This window comes from Magnetococcus sp. PR-3 (assembly GCF_036689865.1).
Classification (GTDB): Bacteria; Pseudomonadota; Magnetococcia; order Magnetococcales; family Magnetococcaceae; genus Magnetococcus.
The window spans coordinates 1-19,176 of record NZ_JBAHUQ010000050.1 but is presented as its reverse complement, the minus strand read 5'-3'; the positions used below and the strand labels follow the sequence as shown (position 1 = coordinate 19,176).

Here is a 19,176-nt window from a genome sequence, read left to right as displayed (position 1 = left end):
TTGCTTATGTTAGCCGATTGTAAAGAGAGGACATAGGGTTCTTGCATGAGGTTCTTGAAGGAATTGTGCCAATATGACATGCATGGATGTCTGTGGTTGCAGTTACAGGCGTTAGGTTGGGAAGGCTAATATGAATAATCGATTCTTGCTCAATGGGTTGAGTCTGTTTGCCGCGGCATTTTTTGTGTCCGCTCCTGTGTGGGCTGCGCCCACGGCAACCGAACGTTTGCGTGAAGTCATTGGCATGCTACAGCCATCTGAGTGTGAATATTATTGGAATATCGACACCACGCGTGCCCGCGAAACCAAAAAAGGTACCTATACGGTGGCCTATGCCGCTAAGAAGAGTGTGGAGCGTTGGGGTATTTTAATCGCCGCGCCAGATACCTTGAAAGGCAGAGCTCTGCTCCGGGATGGCAACCGTTATTGGGCGCGTAATCCCGGTGAGTTGCAAAATCGACAAACCCGCGGTGGGCAGACATTTTTGGGGGGAATTTTAACCAATAAAGATGTGTTCCCCCTGATGTTGGAACGTAGCCGTGTGGTTATTGTTTCGGATGAGCGCAATAAGCCGAAAACAGCTGAGGAACAGCTGACCGAGCATGAAAAAATTGTTCAAAATGAGCGCTTCGGTATTCTGTTGGAGACAGGGCATGTGCGTATTAAACAGCGGCGCAACGATGATATTTTGGATGAAAAGGAAGTGCCGCCTCAACTGGTCATGCGTCTGACACCTAATGAAGGTGGAAAACTAGATGGCTACACCCACGGCTTGCTGAGTGTGGATGCCGACAGTAACCGTCCACGCTGGTTTAAACTGTTTGGCGTAGGGGACCGTCTTTTAAAATACTTTGTCTATAACGATTTTAAACGTATGTCCGATGGCCGCCCACACCCGGCTAAAACTGAGGTCTATAATGGTTTGAACCGCAGTTTTAAGAGTGAGTTGAACCTAGGGAATATTCGCTGTACGACCATGCCAGCCACGGCTTTTCATCCCAATCGGTTATCCCAACTGGGTAAGTTGCTGCTGCGATAAGCTTGGTGTCAAAGCATAGAACGGCTAAAAGCCACAACCTCTGATTGACATCCCTCTATCATATTGCTAGTCTGCCCGTTTCACGCGCAGAAGGCCCCTTTGGCAGGTGCTAAAGTTCGGGTCTAGGGATCGTTCAGAGGAGCATCTCCCTTGAGTAAAGAAGACGTCATTGAAATGGAAGGTACGGTTCTAGAGAACCTGCCTAACGCCATGTTTAAAGTAGAGCTGGAGAACAAGCACACCCTGTTGTGCCACATCTCCGGTCGTATGCGTAAGAACTACATCCGTATTCTGCCTGGTGATAAGGTAACGGTGCAGTTAACCCCCTACGACCTAACCAAAGGACGGATCTCCTACCGTCACAAGTAAGTTCAGCCCTCATGGCTCTGTTAAAGGGCTGTGACGCAGAACTTCTTCGTTCGATCTATCCGTCTCCATTCAGGTGTTCAGGGGCGCCGTGCGCCCATTATCGTTCGATGGTGCCATGACCGAGAGTTACGACGCGTCACAAATTGAGGTTTTGGAGGGGCTTGAGGGTATCCGCAAGCGCCCTGGCATGTACATTGGTGGTACCGATCTTCGGGCATTGCATCATTTGGTGGCCGAAGTGTTGGATAATTCCATGGATGAAGCCGGGGAGGGGCATGCGGATAAAATCACCATGACCCTCCATAAAGATGGCTCAGTCAGTATCCAAGACAATGGGCGGGGCATTCCTGTTGCGCCCCACCCACGCTATCCTGATCAATCTGCCCTGGAGGTGGTCTTTACCACTCTGCACTCTGGCGGCAAGTTCAATAACGACTCTTATGCCACCTCTGCAGGTCTTCATGGTGTTGGGGTTTGTGCGGTTACAGCGCTCTCCGTCTGGACGGATGTGGTGGTTAACCGGGATGGCCACCGTTGGAATGCCCGCTTTAGTCGCGGCAAAGTTGAGAACCCTGTCTGTAAAGGGGATGAAAGTCGGCGGCGTGGTACGTCGGTTCACTTTCAACCCGATCCTGAGATTTTTCCCAGTACCATTCTAAATCCAGACCGTCTTGTCGAGATGTGCCGCTCTCGGGCCTATCTCCAGCGTGGCGTGCGTTTAACCGTTAAACTGGAAGCCAAGGGAGAAGAGATTCAGTTCCATTTTCCCAATGGTTTGTCTGATTTTATTCGGGAAATTTCCAAAGAGAGTCATCTGGTGGTGGCGGATCCCTTTGAGGGGCGTATCACCGGTATTGGGGATGAGGGTAAAAGCCGTATTGAGTGGGCTATTTTGTGGGATGAGGTGGATGAATCTCGTCTGCGTAGCCACTGTAATACGGTGCCAACCCCGGATGGCGGTGTGCATGAGGCGGGTTTTCGTTCAGCACTGCTTAAAGGGATGCGTGAATTTGCGGACTCTCGCAACATGATGCCCAAAAATGTTGCTCTGACGGGTGAGGATATTATGGGGGGCATGATGGGGGTTATCTCTCTGTTCATCCCAGATCCTCAATTTGCCGGCCAGACGAAAGATAAGCTGACCAATACCAATGTTAGCCGCTTGGTTGAGAATGCCATTAAGGATAATCTTGACCATTGGTTGCACGGCCAGCCGGAGCGGGCAACCCAGCTGGTTGATGCTATGATCCTGCGGGCGCAGGAACGTATTAACCGTCGTAAGAAATCAGCCACCATTAAGCGAAAAACCCCAACAAGCCGTCTGACCCTTCCTGGTAAATTGACCGATTGTATTAAAACCGATCCGGACTTTACCGAACTGTTTATTGTGGAGGGTGATTCTGCGGGTGGCTCCGCCAAGCAGGCGAGAGATCGGCATACGCAAGCTATTTTGCCACTACGGGGTAAAATTCTTAACGTTGAGCAGGCCAATACGGAGAAGTTTGAGAAAAATGCCGAGGTTCAAGCTCTGGCCACAGCCATTGGTTGTGGTGTGGGTAAAGGGTTTGATATCACGGCACTGCGTTATGGCCGCATTATCATTATGACCGATGCGGATGTGGATGGGGCACACATTGCTTCACTCTTGCTCACCTTCTTTTATCGCTTTATGCCCGACCTGGTTCACCGTGGGCACCTCTACCTCGCACAGCCACCGCTCTTTAAAGTCACGGTAGGAAAAGAGAGTATCTATGCCCTGGATGAGCATGAAAAAGAACGTGTTATTAGCCGCTTAACCCGATCAAAGCCAAATGCTAAGGTAGATATCTCTCGCTTTAAAGGTTTGGGCGAAATGCCCCCCGCACAGCTTAAAGAGACCACCATGAAAGTTTCTACTCGGCGTTTGTTACGGGTGATGGTGGATGATGATAAGGTGACCAGCAATACCTTTGACCGTCTTATGGGTAAACGGCCTGCTGAACGCTTTAAATTTATTCAAGAACATGCTGACTTTGCGAAAGAGGCGCTGGATATTTAATGATCCGGTGCCGGAAGGTGTATCGTCCCCCTATCTACCGTTTGGTTCGGTAGTGTAAGGGGCATTCTTAACGGTGACCACCCCGCTTTTATCTGGCTGGATCCATTTGAAACAGGGCTTGTATCTCTGCCTTAAGTGTGACGTTTGAACCTTGTCTTTTGATCTCCTTTCTTCTTGGGGCTGGTTATGGCTTCAGAAACCTGTTGGTCTACCACACAAAGTTCCGTGCTCTATAATACCGCTGGTTGGGGATTGGGTTACCTCTCAATTGACCAGGGCGGAGATCTCTGTGTCATGCCCGGGTCACAGCCCCACCTCACAGCCATTAATTTACCGAAACTGGTGGATGATGTGGAGGCTATGGGCTTTCAGGGGCCTATGCTGGTCCGCTTTGAAGGCATTTTGCATGACCGTATTGCCCGTTTAAATCGTGCTTTTGCCGAGTCCCGTGGTCGTCTGAGTTATACCGGAAACTATCAAGGTGTTTATCCCATAAAAGTGAACCAGGATAGTCAGGTTGTCTCTGATGTGATCTCTGGTGCCGTGCCAATGGGGCTGGAAGTTGGATCTAAACCGGAGTTGGTGATTGCTCTGGCTTATATGGACCGGGCACCTTTGATTATCTGTAATGGCTATAAAGATCAGGATTATATCGAGCTTGCTTTGCAGGCGATGGGTTTGGGGTTTCCCATCTATTTGGTGGTGGATCGTCTTGAAGAGTTGGATCCCATTATTGACCAGGCCAAGGGGTTGCATATCAGACCTAACCTGGGCCTGCGCGCCAAGTTGCTGACCGAAGGGGTCGGGTTGTGGTCGGAGTCAGCCGGTGGTTTTTCCAAATTTGGGTTAACCGCTGCTGAGATACTCCAGGCTGTGCGGCGGCTAAAGCACGAAGAGATGATTGATTGCTTAACCTTGTTGCATATGCACCAGGGCTCACAAATCTCACAGCTGCATGTGATTAAGCAGAGTGTGCAGGAGATTGCCCGCTTTTATCTGGAGCTACGGCAGTTGGGCTGCCCCATCGCCTATGTCGATGTTGGGGGTGGGTTGGGGGTGGATTATGAAGGGTTGGGTAATAGCGCCCCATGCAGTGCAAATTATTCGCTGGGAGATTATGCCGATACGTTGCTTGGGACGCTGGCCGAAGGGTGCCGAGCGGAGGGTGTGCCGGAGCCTCATGTGATTACCGAGAGTGGGCGTGCGTTAACCGCGCCCCACGCTGTGTTGGTGGTTGAGGTGATGGGTTGGAGTGAGCCTGAAGGGCGAGATCCTGACCCTGAATATATTCCCGAGCAGGCTCCAGAAGTGCAGACTTTACACACCTTGGTAGCTGAGTTTGATCAAGCCCGTGCAGATGTGATCTGGGCACAGGCGCTGTCGCTCTTTGAGGCGATCAAACAGGGGTTTGTGCTTGGTCGGTTAGACTTAAAAGCCAGGGGTATGGCTGAACGGGCGATGGTGCATTTGGCACGCTTGGTTCATGCGGCCAAAGGGCGTGATCCTAGGCCAGAGTCGCGTCTACAAGGTTATGTTAGTGAGCGCTATCTGGCCAATTTTTCCATGTTTCAATCGCTGCCGGATACGTGGGCCATTAACCAGCTTTTTCCTGTGATGCCGATCCAGCGTTTACATGAGGCCCCCAAAGCCGAGGCCATTTTGCAAGATTTAACCTGTGACTCAGATGGTCAAATTAAGCGTTTTATTGGTGCTCAAGGGGAAAATGCCACGCTACCGCTACACCACCCTATGCCGGGTGAATGTTATCGTTTGGGGTTCTTCTTAGTGGGGGCTTACCAGGAGATATTGGGCGATCTGCATAACCTTTTTGGGGATACCCATGTGGTGGAGGTTCGGCAGGAGGCGGATGGGCGCATGGCCCAACCTATGGTCAGGCGTGGGCAGCGTTGTGTGGATGTACTTAAAGCGGTCTCTTACGATCCCAGCGATCTCTATGTGGATGTTAGACGTTTGGCAAAACAAGCGTGTGATGATGATCGTGTGCACGCTTTTCTCACCACCTATCGTCGGTTGGCCCAAGGTTTTCCTTATCTAACCGCACGTTCATAATGGGGGCAGAGAACCTATTTTCTTTTGCAGGAAGGGATTTTGCATTCACCACGCTTTGTCCCAAGATTTTTCTGCTTGTTCTGGGTATGATGGCTCACTGACTTGCGTTTACAGTCAGTGAAATCCCCTCTTTTAAGTGCTAGGTTGGAGAGAGACTGTGGCTCAAAAGTCCCGTCTGTGTGTATTGAATAAAATGATGAAACCCGCGCGGTGGGCCCTTTTGGCAGCATTGCTAGCCGCAACCCCTTTGGGGTCGTTGCATGCCGAAGGGATGCATCCCTTTGAGGCTGCCGTGGAGCATGCCTTAAAGGTAAATCCAGATATGCGCAGCATCCGTGCATCTCTTGACAGTGCCAAAGAACAACCGGCCACGACCGTGGCGGCGTTGCGGCCTGAGGTCAAGCTCACATCATCGGTCACCCACACCGCGACCCGATATCATGAAACCAACAGCCGGTCTGATCCACTGGCTCTGACCATGGCGTTAACCCAGCCGGTTTATAATAAACAGTTGTTTGTTGCCCATCGTCAGTCTCAGCCCTTTGTGGTTGCCGCTAAAGATGATGTGCAGGATAAACTGCAAGATACCATCCTCAGCGTGGCTGAGGCCTATGTGGATCTATTGGAAGCGATGGAAGTGGCCAGTCTTTCGGCCAATAACCTTAAGGTAACCAATAGCCAGTTAGAAGCGACCCGAGCACGGTTTGAGGTGGGGGAGACAACCCGTACAGACGTGCGTCAGGCCGAAGCGCGTGTGGCCAGTGCCGAAGCTGAGGTTAAGAGTAATCAAAACGCGGTGAGTGTCTCCAAGGCCAAATATCGTGAAGTGGTTGGCCTGTCACCTGCGGATCAGATGCCGGTACCAGAGATTAATGATGCTCTGATGAACCGGGATCTGGATGATTTGATCTCTGTTGCTGAGAAAAGCCGCCCTGATCTGAAAGCCGCACGTGAGCGTTTAAAGGTCTCTCAAATGGATGTGGCCTTTGCAAAAGCAGGTCATTATCCGACCTTGACCTTCAGTGCAACCGGTACGTTTACCGATGATTCAGAAACCGCAGCGCGCACGCATGATTCCCGCTATTATGCTTTTGTTTTAACGGCGGAGGTCCCTGTTTATGAAGGTGGTGGTACCCAGTCTGGTGTGCGCAAGGCCAAGCATGATCTGGCCTCAGGTCGTTCAGATCTGGACAGTACCGTGTTGCAGGTTCGGCGGGAAGTTGAAGAGGCTCTGTTGAATTATCACAGTGCCCGTGCCGTTGTTACCTCCTTTGAGGCTGCCCTGTCGGCTTCAACAGATGCGTTAGACGGGGTGGAGCAGGAGTTCCAAGTGGGTACGCGTACCGCGCTGGATCTGCTGGATCAGCAAAACGAGGTGTTTAGAAATGAGACCGATCTGGCCAAGCAGCGCTTTAATGTCATCCTGGCCCGTTTTCGTCTCCTGAGTGCCACTGGTGAACTAACCTTGCAAAATTTGGGTCTTGGTTCTTAATAGGTGGTTTGTTTGGTTTGACCACACCCATGGGGTGTTTGAAAGGTTTGTGAAGATGAAAGAGAAGATTCTAGCCGTATTGGAAGAGATTCGTCCCATGTTGCAGCGGGATGGTGGTGATGTTGAGTTTGTTGATGTCACGGATGATATGATTGTTCAGGTGCGTTTGCGCGGTGCATGTGGTAGCTGCCCCGGTGCTATGATGACTTTGAAGGGTGGTATTGAGCGCTTAATGAAAGAGCGTATCCCTGAAGTTCATTCTGTTGAGAATGTTCCTTTTCAGTAAGTTCTCTTGAGCGGTTTATGGCTATTCCCTATCGGTTTGTCGCTTCAGAGCACTATGATACAAGGCCGGATGGTGTGACGGTGGATCTGCTGGTGGTGCATGCCATCAGCCTTCCACCCGGCCAGTTTGGTGGACCATGGATTGACCAGCTCTTTACTGGAACGCTAGATGCTGCTGGGGACCCTTTTTTTGCTGAGATTGCCCATCTCCGTGTTGCGGCACATTTTTTAATCTCCCGTCAGGGTGAGATTACCCAATATGTTCCGATCTCCAAACGGGCTTGGCATGCTGGGGTGAGTGTGTGGAAGGGTCGAGAACGGTGTAACGACTTTTCAGTTGGTGTGGAGATGGAAGGGGATGAGTCCCACCCTTTTGAACCCATTCAATATACGCGTCTGGCTCAGTTAACCAAGCAGTTACAAACGCAATTGCCACACCTTACAGATATGGCGGGCCATGAAGATATTGCACCAGGTCGTAAGTGGGACCCTGGTCCGCAGTTTCAGTGGGAGCAATTGAACCAAGAACTGAATACGGTAAGTGTGCCAGATCTCCCCATTTGCTGATCTGGCTGAATCAATTTTATCAAACCAGATCTCTCTTCATGAGCTTCGGGTTGTGCGCTCAGTTTATGGATAGGATTGCATTTCTTTAAAGATTGTTAGGGGGCTCTGTGCGTGGGCCCATCCGGTTAAGGTGAGTGCTCCCGTGTGATGATGATCATGTGGAGTGATGTTCAGGTCGAGGCGTAACCGTTCCTCAGATGACGTGGGTTGATGTCATTGAAGAGCCTCTACCCTGTAGGTATGTATGACGAAGTGGTTTGTTGATACATCCTTGGGTGTGTTGTGAAGGTTTAAAAACGGTTTGAGGTTAAGCGTGTTAATCCCTCTTTTCATGCTGTCCCTTTATCCACGTAAATATCAGAAGAGATACCCATCATGGTACATTTGCATGTCATAGGAATCTGCGGAACCGCCATGGCCAACCTTGCGGCTTTGGCCAAAGCGGATGGTTGGCATGTGACAGGCTCTGATGCCGGCGTCTACCCGCCTATGAGTACCTTCCTGGAGCAGGAAGGGATTGAGCTGATGGATGGTTTCTCGGCTGATAACCTGAACCCAGAGCCTGATTTAACCCTGGTGGGTAATGCCATTTCTCGGGGTAATCCTGAGCTGGAAGCCTTGATGGAGAGTGGCTTGCCCTATATGTCGGGCGCTGAGTGGTTCTACAAATTTGTTTTAGAGGGGCGTCATCCCATTGTTGCAACGGGAACCCACGGCAAAACCAGCACATCCTCTATGCTTGCGCGTGTGTGGGAAGAGGCCGGTTGGGCCCCTGGATTTCTCATTGGTGGTATTCCTGCCGATTTTGGCCGTGGCAGCCGTTTTCCCAAAGGTCCTTGGGTGATTGTGGAGGGGGATGAGTACGACACGGCTTTTTATGATAAACGCCCAAAATTCCTCCACTATCGTCCCCGTACTCTCATTCTGAATAATCTTGAGTTTGATCATGCGGATATTTATCCAGATTTAGAAGCCATTCGGGTACAGTTTCGCCTCTTATTACGTACCGTTCCACAGTCCGGTATTGTCTTGATCAATGGGGATGATGAAGAGGTAACGAAGCTGGCGGAATATGCCCATAGCCCCGTACTTTATTATGGGATTAATGGTAACTATCACTACCGGGCTAAGCTTAATCAAAAAGATGGCAGCCAGTGGACATTGATCAAAGAAGAGCGTGAGCTTTTTCAGGTTAACTGGAACCAGGTGGGTATGCATAATATCTACAATGGTTTGGCGACAGCTGCTGCTGCACTGGAACATGGGATGGCGCCGGATATTGTGAAGGCTGGCCTGGAAGGGTTTGGTGGGGTCGCCCGACGGTTACAGATTCGTGCACAATTGGCAGGCATTACCCTGTATGATGATTTTGCACACCACCCGACAGCCATTCGTACGACACTAGCGGGTCTGCGTGCCAAGGTTGGTATGGATCGTATTTGGGCTATTTTGGAACCCCGTTCCAATACCATGCGTCGCCAAATTCACCAATCACGTTTGGCCAACGTACTGCGTGAGGCGGATCGGGTGATTATTGCCCGTCCCAATGACCAGCGCTTGGAGCGTGATGAACTGTTGAATGTGGATGGTGTGGTGAATGAAATCAACCGTGCCGGGCTCAGTTGGGCACGGGTGGCAGAGGATGTAGAGAGCATCGTTCAAATGGTGGGTGAGGACCTGCGTAGTGGGGATCACCTGCTGGTTATGAGTAACGGTGGTTTTGATGGGGTGCATCTTAAGTTGGAAGATTTGATGAAAAAGCAAAACGCGGGGTAGGGCGATGGATGGTGCCTCTCTGGCTGGTCGATTTTTGATTGCAGTACCGACACTGGCGGATCCTTATTTTGAGCGCACGGTGGTCTATCTGTGCGCGCATAATGAGGAAGGTGCTTTGGGGGTGGTGATCAATCAGCCTTTGGAGACCAGTATGCGTGAGATGTCCCAACATTTAGAGGTTGATTGGCAGCGAGAGGGTGTGGACCGGGTTTATATGGGGGGGCCTGTTTCACCAGAACAGGGTTTTGTTCTGTTTGAAGAGTCTTTGGAGCTTCCTGGTATTATAGAGGTTCAACCCGATCTGTTTATGGGGACCAATCCAGATATTATACGTCTTATGGGGCGTGATGGTGCCCATGAGCGTTTTTTGTTTGCCTTGGGTTATGCGGGTTGGGATGAAGGGCAGTTAGAAGTGGAGCTTCAGGAAAACAGCTGGTTGGTGTGTGAAGCTCAACGTAACATCCTGTTTGAATTGGACTATGGGCACCGTTGGGAGGCGGCCATACGCAGTATGGGCATTGATCCTAGTCTGTTGGTGGACAGCTCTCATGGGTTTGCCAATTAGTCATGACCAAAACTGGACTATAGGGTCGTGTGCGGTTTTCCATTTTTTTATTCATTACATATTATCTGTGAGTACTCGTCCCCAAGCGTTGAAAAACGGTAACTTGGTTTTTGATCCTGTTCTGTTTTTTGGCTTGGGTTTTTTGCCGTTGGCGGTGTGTCTTTTGTGAACGGTGAGATGAAGGCTACGGTATAACTAAAGCACAGTTGGAACATTATGAACTTACCGCTTTCTGAAATAACGGTCCCGTTTCTCCTGGGGGTGTTTAGCACCATCCACTGCACAGCCATGTGTGGGGGGATTATGGGTGCCATTGCTTTTGGCATTCCTGGCTGGGAACAGATGGGGGTGTTTAAACGGTTAGGGTACCTGTTTGCGGCCAATATGGGTCGTGTCTTCAGCTACATCTTTATGGGGTTGTTGCTGGGGTTGGTTGGGCAGCAGCTTATGGCCTATGTGCCTGGTAACAGTGCCCATGAGATTTTGCGTGCTTTGGCGGCAGGGATCTTGGTTTTTATGGGTCTCTACCTAGCGGGCAAAGCGCACTGGTTTGCAGGGGTGGAGCGGCTTGGTAAGCCATTATGGAAGAGGTTAGAGCCATCTAGCCGTCGCTTATTGCCTATTCGTAATCCTGGTGTTGCCCTGTTATTTGGTTTGATCTGGGGTTGGTTGCCTTGTGCATTTGTCTATGCGGCTCTGTTTTGGAGCTTGAGCGCAGCCAGTGTTTGGGAGAGTGGTTTACGTATGGCACTCTTTGGCGCGGGTACGTTGCCAGCCATGTTGGGCATTGGTTTAGCGGTTAAGCGTATGCAGCGCGTGCGTATGCGTTGGCAGACGGTAGCAGGCTGGGCATTGGTGGTTATGGGGGTGGCCAGTTACTGGATGGATCCGCATGGTTTATTGATGGTTCCTGAGTCAATGCAGGCAGATTTGCCATGTGTTACAGGGCTTTGTAGTGAGCAGTGAAAAAAAGTAAAAGGTGCTACAAAAACCGCTTGACCCTGTGACCGATATCCGTATAATCAGGCACCTCAACGCCTGATGCCCAGGTGGCGGAATTGGTAGACGCGCTAGATTCAGGTTCTAGTGTCCTAACGGACGTGGGAGTTCGACTCTCCCCTTGGGCACCAAGATATATCAACGGGTTAGCATCATTAGATGCTAACCCGTTTTTGCGTTTAAAGCGCTTTCAGCACCCCATGTAAACCCGTCCGAATGGCCGGGTTGGGCGCGCTTTATGGAGCGTTGTGCGTTATCTCACGAGTGTTCGTGAGGTTTGCTTAACACGATACAGCAATGGTCTTCGCTTTGGGGTGACCATGGTAAGGCGTTATGGTGCAGCTCTCCATATATTCACCATGCTGCCTCCACCACTCAGTCACTTCATGAATTAAATGCTCAACATCCGTGCGGTCGGTTGAGTCTGCTTCCATGTCTAAGTGGGTAAAAATAGTGACATGCCCATTGGTATTGGATAGTGCGCCAACCGTATGAGGATGGCTCGCCCAAAAATCATAAACCGTTTTGCGGTCAATCATTCCCATTCTCCTCAATAAAATCCATTCAGGTGCGCCTAACACGCATATGTGCGTTGTTAGCCCTCTATGCTGCGCCTGTGTGTTTGCGAACAGCGTAAAGTTATAGATTCCTGCATAGCTAAAATGGTTCAAATTTAGTCCTATATTATCTGCAGAGCTGTCATTTCAATCCAATCTAGCGTGAATTCTTGCCTGATGTGTGAAATGAGAGCTTACAGGGCTGTCTAGCCAGCTCAGTAAGGCAGATGCCAAAGCGCTTGTTGAATATGTGCGCGAATCTTAGAGAAAACGTATCTATCATCGTGTGATATATATTGTTCTTAATCATGGTGTTGCGGCCGCATTGCGCGTGATCCTTGTTAAGTCAGAGTGTGCTTGTGTCTGGAGGACTCAGCACATGATGTGTGTGGATTACTTCAGATAGATCTCGCCTTTTTGAATAGATGGCATCTCGTAAACAGACACAATAAATTTGAAGGTTATGCACGCTATGCCACAAGCTGTTCTTTATTGATATCGACATTTATTCATAGGGTTATGCCTTGGTCTTTGAGGCTTGTCTGTTTCTCTTATCCGTTTTGGCATGGTGGCGATAAATAGAAAGCGTATCTGACGTCTGAATTTGTCGTTAGATGAGAATTAGAATCTAATTGACAATCATTATCAAAAAGGTAAATTAGGTGTCCATTGAATCACCGAAGGGGTGCCGCCTTAGGTGGAATAACCATCTTTCATGCCGAGTAGGTATGTTTGAACGAGATATAACAGAGGAAAATGGATGAAGAACTCTCTCTCTTTGGTGGCAGGAACGGTGATGACCCTAATGAGCGTGGGTGCCCAGGCTGGTGAAGTTAAGCAGCATATGCCAGCGTCTATAACCGCGCCCAAGGCTGAACAGGTCTTAAGCCACTATGCTGATCTGGCACATGCCATGTACCAGGATGCCCTGTTAACGGCAGAAGGTTTACAAGGGGCGGTCAAGCAGTTAGTTGCACAGCCAACGCAAGGTAACCTTATTGCCGCACGCAGTGCTTGGAAGTTAGCCCGTGTGCCTTATCAGCAGACAGAGGCCTACCGGTTTGGTAATGCCATTGTTGATGCGTGGGAGGGCAAGGTGAATGCATGGCCCTTGGATGAAGGGTTGATCGACTATGTGGCAAACAGTTATGGGGATGAGTCGGATGAAAACCCCCAGTACACGGCCAACCTTATTGCCAACCCAAAGTTGATGGTCAATGGGCAAGTTGTTGATGCGACCAACATCACCAAAAAGCTGCTGGCTGAGACACTGCATGAAATGGAAGGTGTTGAGGCCAATGTGGCAACGGGTTATCACGCCATTGAGTTTCTGCTGTGGGGGCAAGATCTTAATGGTACCGCCGCAGGGGCGGGTAATCGCCCTGCAACCGATTTTGATACCAACAACTGTACAGGTGGTAATTGTGATCGGCGTGGCGCTTATTTGAAGGTCGCAACAGAGCTGCTGATTGATGATCTTGCTTGGATGACTGAGCAGTGGACCGATAAGGGGCAAGCTCGTCAGGTACTACTTAAGGGGGATCATAAAGAGGGCATTGTGACCATTCTTACCGGTATGGGATCCCTTTCATATGGTGAGCTGGCTGGTGAGCGTATGAAGCTTGGTGTCATGCTTCATGATCCTGAAGAAGAGCATGATTGCTTTAGCGATAACACCCATTACAGCCACTACTATGATGCCCTGGGTATTCGTAATGTCTATACCGGTAGCTATCGCCGCATTGATGGTTCTTTACTCAAAGGACCTAGTCTTTCCCAGCTGGTTGCAGCCAAAGATGTTGGGGTTGATCTGATGTTGCGCACCAAGCTCAATATCACCCTGGAGAAGATGCAGGTCCTGACGGATTCTGCCCAGATCCATGGTGAAGCGTATGATCAACTGCTGGATGCGGGGAATACGCAGGGTAATAAGAAAATTATGGATGCTGTGCATGCACTGGTTGCTCAAACCAAATCCATTGAAAAAGCGGTTACGGCGCTTGGTGTCAACGGTGTTGCTATTGAAGGTTCTGATAGCCTAGATGCTCCCCATAAAGTTCAATAACCCGCTTGATTAGGTCCGGTGTCTGTATGAACGGGCACCGGACCCTACCTTTAAAGGTTGATTACCTACATGAGACCCTTGTTGTCTGTGCCTGTGGTGAGTGTCATAACCTTTTTTTTGGGCTCTTCCCTGGGGGGGGCTCAAACAGATGTGCCGGCTTATGGATCGGCCTCCTCTCTCAAGCAAGCATTTATGCAGTCTACTCCTGGGTTAACACCAGAAGCTGCGATGGATTTTCGAGTCGGTCATGGGTTTTTTAAGCGGTTATGGGTTTCTGCCCCGGCATCTACCCAGGCAGCAGATGGATTAGGACCGCTCTTTAATGCATGGGCCTGTCGGAGTTGCCATATTAATAATGGGCGTGGTGCCCCCCCTAAGCCGGGTGAAAAGGCCATTTCGCTTTTTTTGCGTTTAAGCGTGCCTCCCACCACCGAGCGACAAAAACAGCAACTGGCTTCTGGGCATCTTTCGGTGATTCCAGAACCAACCTATGGAAGCCAACTTCAAAACTTTGCGCTACAAGGGCATAACATTGAAGGGGAGCTGAAACTGACCTATCAGGAATCATCCATTACATTATCGGATGGTGAGCAGGTTTCACTGCGTACACCAACCTACGGTATTTCCAAACTCGGGTATGGTCCTTTGCATCCGCAAACCATGATCTCTCCACGTTTGGCCCCCCCTATGGTGGGGCTTGGGTTGCTAGAGGCCATTGCAGCCTCTGACATTGAAGCGATGGCTGATCCGGATGATAACGATGGGGATGGTATCTCAGGGCGTGTTAACCGAGTCTGGGAAGGTACAAAAAAGCGAATGATGATTGGACGCTTTGGCTGGAAAGCAGGCCATGCGACCGTTGATGCGCAATCTCAGGGGGCTGCCGCAGGAGATTTAGGGTTGTCTGTGCCAAACCATCAGGCCGGTTATGGGGATTGTACGAAGCGACAGCCCGCCTGCCAAAAAGCCCCAGATGGGAATTCGCCACAATTTGAGAATCTTGAAATTCCCCGAAAAGTAAGTGACTTGATAGCGCACTATACCCGCCATATCGCTGTGCCTAAGCCTCGGTTATCCCCGCAGAATGCACAGCATCAAGAAGGGCGTCTCCTCTTCAAGCAGGCAGGGTGTCATGCCTGCCACAAACCAAGCTATACCACGGCAAGCGATGGGGTGGAGCCGACTCTAGCAGGGCAATCTATTCAGCCGTATACGGATTTATTGCTCCACGATATGGGGCAAGATTTGGCCGATAATCGACCAGAGGCCCAAGCCGATGGTCACGAGTGGCGCACCCCCCCGCTATGGGGCATTGGTTTAACAGGGGTGGTTAACCCCAACCGCTACTATCTACATGATGGCCGAGCTCGTAGCTTGTTAGAGGCGATCCTCTGGCATGGCGGTGAGGCACAACAGGCCAAAGATCGGGTTGTGGCCATGAATAAGAAGCAACGTCAAGCTCTGTTGAGCTTTTTGAAAGGGCTGTAATGGTGCACATCATAAAATATCTGTGGGTTATGGTACTGCTCGGTTTTCCCATCACCGCCTATTCGGATTGGTCCAGCAGTAACCTTAATGTGGTGGATCGTTATATCGTTCCGCGATATGCTGCTTTACAGCAAAGCAGCCAAGGGTTGCAGCCGGCCATTTTTACACTCTGCCAGCAGCCTTCTGTTCAGCACTTAGAACAAGCTAAACAGGGGTTTCATGCTGTCATGGATGCATGGCAGAAGATTGAACATATGCGTTTTGGTCCTGCGGAGCTGTTTTTGCGCCATCACCGTTTTTTTATGTGGCCTGATAAACACAATACCGGGGCCAAACAACTACGGCGTATGCGTGCCAAGCAAGATTATGCGGTGCTCACCCCAGAGAGATTTCGCCACAACAGTGTGGCCGTGCAGGGCTTGAGTGTTTTGGAACGGCTGCTGTTTGCAAAAAAACCAAACCTGCTGAAAAAAGATGGGGAGGGGCTTTATCTCTGTCAGTTAAGTCAAGCGATCAGCCGTAATCTTATACAGATCTCTACGGCATTACATGGGGATTGGAAGCAGGGGCAAGGGCGTCATGAAATCGCTACAGCTAAGGGTGGTAATGATAGCTATGAGTCAGATATAGAGGTTGCTTCCATACTGCTTAATCAACTCCATACACAACTGCAGCGTGTGGTGGAGATGAAACTTGGTCGGCCATTGGATAAATCCATCAAGCGGGCTAAACCCAAACGGGCCGAGTCTTGGCGTAGCGCCCGTGCCCTCAAGAACATCAAGCTTAACCTGATCAGTAGTCAAGATCTCTATCACGTGGGTTTTTCTACCGCCGTTCTTACCCACCCCAGTGGAGATGCGCTGAATCGTGAGATCACCCAGTCTTTCAAAGATGCCATTGAGAGGATCGCCTCGTTGAAGGGGCCACTTCCTCCTATGGTCAAAGATCCAGAGCAGCGTGCTCAGCTTATGGCTTTTCAACAGCATGTCTCTGAGTTACAGCAGCTCATTGGTGAAAAACTACCGGGAATGATCCATGTTCCTTTGGGATTTAATAGTTTGGATGGAGACTAAGCCATGCAGCTAACCCGGCGACAACTCATGCTGGCTGGGGGGGCGATGCTACTGGCCCCATCAAGTCATGCGGCTGTTCCTAACAGCGTGTACCTGAGTGCGTATCATCGTCGGGGAAAAGGGTATGCGCTTGCGGCCATGGATGCCACTGGCCACATACACTTTGAACAAGCGTTACCGGCCCGTGGCCATGGTATGGCCCTGCATCCCCATGGTCATACAGTGGTTCAAATCGCTCGGCGCCCTGGCCGTTTTTTGCAAGTGGTTGAGCTGCCTTCAGGTCGGGTGCGCCATGCTTTAGAAACACCGGTTGATCGCCATCTGTTTGGTCATGGCGTCTTCTCCAGTAATGGGCGTTGGCTCTATACCACCGAGCATGATTATGCACAGGGCCGAGGAGTTATTGGTATACGGGATGCCCAACAAAACTATCAACAGGTTGGGGAGTGGGATAGCCACGGTGTTGGTCCACATGACCTTGCCATGCTGGCTGATGGCCGCACCCTTGTTGTGGCCAACGGGGGGATTTTAACCCACCCAGATACTCCACGTGCCAAGTTAAACCTCGCAAGTATGCAGCCCTCCCTGGTGTATCTGGATACCCAGACAGGTCATCTGTTAGAGCAGCACCATCTTGATCAAGATCTCCATCAAAATAGTATTCGTCATTTGGCGGTAGGGCAGGGTGATCGTGTCTGTTTTGTGATGCAATATCAGGGTTCTAAACGTCATCATCCACCTCTGGTTGCTCTGCACCAAAGAGGCGAGGCCATACAGCTCTGCTCAGCACCGGCCGCCATTCAAAAACAGATGCGTCACTATTGTGGTTCTGTTGCGGCCGACTGTACAGGGCGCTGTTTTGGGGTGAGTTCACCCAAAGGGGGGCTTACCACCTTCTGGCGTGGTGTGGATGGCCACTATCTTGGGCAGGTGGCATTAAAGGATGGATGTGGTGTGACAGCGACTGAACGTCCTGGGGAGTTTTTGCTCAGCAGTGGGCAGGGACAGTTACAGCGGGTGCAATGGCGTTTAAACCGTATAGAAGCTCAAACTGCGGTGGCGATATCGGGTGCTCGTTGGGATAACCATATGATTACTTTATAAGGTTTGTGATGTTAAAGGGTACTGTAAAAACGGGTTTGTTGGCGCTGTGTCTCACCATTTCACATCCCGCATGGTCTGCACAGACCATTGAGCGTATGGAGGTGTTAGGTAAACAGCTTTTTTTTGATACCAACCTTTCTCAAAACCGAACACAATCCTGCGCGACCTGTCATGATCCTGATGCGGGTTTTGCGGATGGTCGGGACAACGGTGTTGGGGGTATGGCCTCACTGGGTGATGATGGCCAATCTTTGGGGGACCGAAATGCCCCAACGGCCAGTTATGCCGCCCTAATCCCGCCCTTTCATCAACGTAAAGATGGCGCGTACGTCGGGGGGCAGTTTCACGATGGCCGTGCTCCCAAACTTGCCGATCAGGCAGGAGGTCCCCCCACCAATCCGGTTGAAATGGGGATGGATAGTCCTGCGCAGACTGTTGCACGTATTCAGGAAAACCCTCTTTATGTCTCGGCATTTAAGCGGTTTTATGGACGTGATATTTTTGTGGATCCCCAAAAAGCGTATCAAGCCATGGCCCAAAGTATCGCGGCTTTTGAGAAAACAGCCGTGTTTGCCCCTTTTGATGCCAAATATGATCGCTATCTTAAAGGGACCTATCAGATGACCACGCAAGAAGAGTTGGGGATGACCCTGTTCTTCTCACAGCAGTTCACCAACTGCAATCTGTGCCATCAGCTAAAAAAAGTACCCACTGCTGAAGGGGAGACCTTTAGTAACTATGAATATCACAACATTGGTGTCCCCGCGAACACCAGGTTAAGGGCGGTAAATGGTGTCAAAGCTGGCCATGTTGATCGAGGCTTATTGGATAACCCCACCGTGTCGGATGTTGCCCAAGGGGGTAAGTTTAAAACCCCGACGTTGCGTAATGTCGCTGTGACTGGGCCTTACATGCATAACGGCGTGTTTAAGGATCTGCGGACGGTGATCTTGTTCTATAACAAATACAACAGTCGTAGTGCCAAAAGGCAGATCAACCCGGAGCGTGGTGAAAAGTGGGCAGAGCCGGAAGTGGCGGAGAATCTCTCCTTAAAAAAATTACAAATAGGTCCTGCTCTGGAAGATGCGCGTATTGATGCTTTGGTGGCATTTTTAAAAACGCTTACCGATCAGCGTTATGAGAGAGATATACAATAAACGGTTGGATCCTATTGAAAAAAAAGGCCTGAAATTGAGACGGATGTCAGGCCTTTTTGCTGTGGGTGGTTGTTTTGGTCTGGCCAGGGTTCTGTAACAGAAAAAAATGGGGGCTATATGGCTACAACCCTTGTGTTGACTGGCTCTTGACTTTTTTCTTCTGTCGGAGTATATCACAGATCACGCAAGGTTTGTCTGATCAGCTGGGCTTGTTTCCCCCCCAACAGAAAACCTGGCACACTCCGAGTGATCAAATGACATAAATATCGACTTTCTGTTTGCCAAGGCTCTTGGTCTTTGGTCGGTAAATAGGTGTTTCGGTGATGGCCAAAAAGAAACAAAAACGCATTGAGTTTGCTCAAACCAAACCTGCTGATACTTATTTAAAAGTGGCACTGGTTTTCTTTGCACTCTTTTTTGTGTTCATTGCCTTGCTCAAGAGCCAGGGGCTGGAACGTCTGTAGCTCCTATCTCACAGCATCGTACGGTATAAGGTCATGGGTTGTATCCCATGGCCTTTTTTATTGTGTGC

At 50.1% G+C, this 19,176-nt stretch carries 17 protein-coding genes and 1 tRNA gene; 17 read left to right on the top strand and 1 reads right to left on the bottom strand.

The features are described from left to right. Positions 1–130 precede the first annotated feature (130 nt). From V5T57_RS19720 to V5T57_RS19670, 11 genes are all read left to right on the top strand, one after another. A complete protein-coding gene (locus V5T57_RS19720) occupies positions 131–1,039 on the top strand; it encodes an outer membrane lipoprotein-sorting protein (RefSeq protein ID WP_332892984.1) in 909 nt (302 codons plus the stop codon). 150 nt (positions 1,040–1,189) lie between these two features. Then, on the top strand, positions 1,190–1,408 hold the full coding sequence (gene infA, locus V5T57_RS19715) for a translation initiation factor IF-1 (RefSeq protein ID WP_332892983.1): 219 nt from the start codon (positions 1,190–1,192) through the stop codon (positions 1,406–1,408). 88 nt (positions 1,409–1,496) lie between these two features. After that, positions 1,497–3,446, top strand: a complete 1,950-nt coding sequence (locus V5T57_RS19710; RefSeq protein ID WP_332892982.1) for a DNA gyrase/topoisomerase IV subunit B — start codon at positions 1,497–1,499, stop codon at positions 3,444–3,446. 186 nt (positions 3,447–3,632) lie between these two features. Further along, positions 3,633–5,516: an arginine decarboxylase gene (gene speA / locus V5T57_RS19705; protein ID WP_332892981.1), complete on the top strand. Its 1,884-nt coding sequence runs from the start codon at positions 3,633–3,635 to the stop codon at positions 5,514–5,516. 220 nt (positions 5,517–5,736) lie between these two features. Beyond that, positions 5,737–7,008, top strand: coding sequence for a TolC family outer membrane protein (locus tag V5T57_RS19700; RefSeq protein ID WP_332892980.1), 1,272 nt, complete (start codon positions 5,737–5,739; stop codon positions 7,006–7,008). 55 nt (positions 7,009–7,063) lie between these two features. Then, entirely contained in the window at positions 7,064–7,294 is a 231-nt protein-coding gene (locus tag V5T57_RS19695) for a NifU family protein (protein ID WP_332892979.1), read from the top strand. A gap of 17 nt (positions 7,295–7,311) precedes the next feature. Further along, positions 7,312–7,860, top strand: coding sequence for a 1,6-anhydro-N-acetylmuramyl-L-alanine amidase AmpD (ampD, locus tag V5T57_RS19690; protein ID WP_332892978.1), 549 nt, complete (start codon positions 7,312–7,314; stop codon positions 7,858–7,860). 375 nt (positions 7,861–8,235) lie between these two features. Beyond that, a complete protein-coding gene (mpl, locus tag V5T57_RS19685) occupies positions 8,236–9,636 on the top strand; it encodes a UDP-N-acetylmuramate:L-alanyl-gamma-D-glutamyl-meso-diaminopimelate ligase (protein WP_332892977.1) in 1,401 nt (466 codons plus the stop codon). 4 nt (positions 9,637–9,640) lie between these two features. Further along, on the top strand, positions 9,641–10,201 hold the full coding sequence (locus V5T57_RS19680; RefSeq protein WP_332892976.1) for a YqgE/AlgH family protein: 561 nt from the start codon (positions 9,641–9,643) through the stop codon (positions 10,199–10,201). Positions 10,202–10,417: 216 nt separating this feature from the next. Further along, a complete protein-coding gene (locus V5T57_RS19675; RefSeq protein WP_332892975.1) occupies positions 10,418–11,167 on the top strand; it encodes a sulfite exporter TauE/SafE family protein in 750 nt (249 codons plus the stop codon). A gap of 77 nt (positions 11,168–11,244) precedes the next feature. Further along, a tRNA-Leu gene (locus tag V5T57_RS19670) sits at positions 11,245–11,331 on the top strand. Between the two features lie 150 nt (positions 11,332–11,481). Here the strand turns inward: V5T57_RS19670 and V5T57_RS19665 are convergent. Beyond that, positions 11,482–11,739, bottom strand: coding sequence for a hypothetical protein (locus V5T57_RS19665; protein ID WP_332892974.1), 258 nt, complete (start codon positions 11,737–11,739; stop codon positions 11,482–11,484). An 823-nt stretch (positions 11,740–12,562) separates the two neighbouring features. On the opposite strand from V5T57_RS19665, the gene V5T57_RS19660 reads away from it, so the two are divergent. From V5T57_RS19660 to V5T57_RS19635, 6 genes are all read left to right on the top strand, one after another. Continuing rightward, on the top strand, positions 12,563–13,822 hold the full coding sequence (locus V5T57_RS19660) for an imelysin family protein (protein ID WP_442918246.1): 1,260 nt from the start codon (positions 12,563–12,565) through the stop codon (positions 13,820–13,822). Positions 13,823–14,014: 192 nt separating this feature from the next. Further along, complete coding sequence (locus V5T57_RS19655) at positions 14,015–15,310, top strand: di-heme oxidoreductase family protein (protein ID WP_442918245.1); 1,296 nt, start codon at positions 14,015–14,017, stop codon at positions 15,308–15,310. Next, positions 15,310–16,383 (top strand): imelysin family protein, encoded by a 1,074-nt coding sequence (locus V5T57_RS19650; protein ID WP_332892971.1) that lies wholly within the window; start codon positions 15,310–15,312, stop codon positions 16,381–16,383. The genes V5T57_RS19655 and V5T57_RS19650 overlap by 1 nt, the downstream gene beginning before the upstream one ends. 3 nt (positions 16,384–16,386) lie before the next feature. Then, positions 16,387–17,487 carry a DUF1513 domain-containing protein gene (locus tag V5T57_RS19645; RefSeq protein ID WP_332892970.1) on the top strand — a complete coding sequence of 367 codons (1,101 nt, stop codon included), beginning with the start codon at positions 16,387–16,389 and terminating at the stop codon, positions 17,485–17,487. A gap of 8 nt (positions 17,488–17,495) precedes the next feature. After that, entirely contained in the window at positions 17,496–18,644 is a 1,149-nt protein-coding gene (locus tag V5T57_RS19640; protein WP_332892969.1) for a cytochrome-c peroxidase, read from the top strand. Positions 18,645–18,967: 323 nt separating this feature from the next. Then, complete coding sequence (locus V5T57_RS19635) at positions 18,968–19,108, top strand: hypothetical protein (protein WP_332892968.1); 141 nt, start codon at positions 18,968–18,970, stop codon at positions 19,106–19,108. The last annotated feature ends 68 nt before the right edge of the window (positions 19,109–19,176 follow it).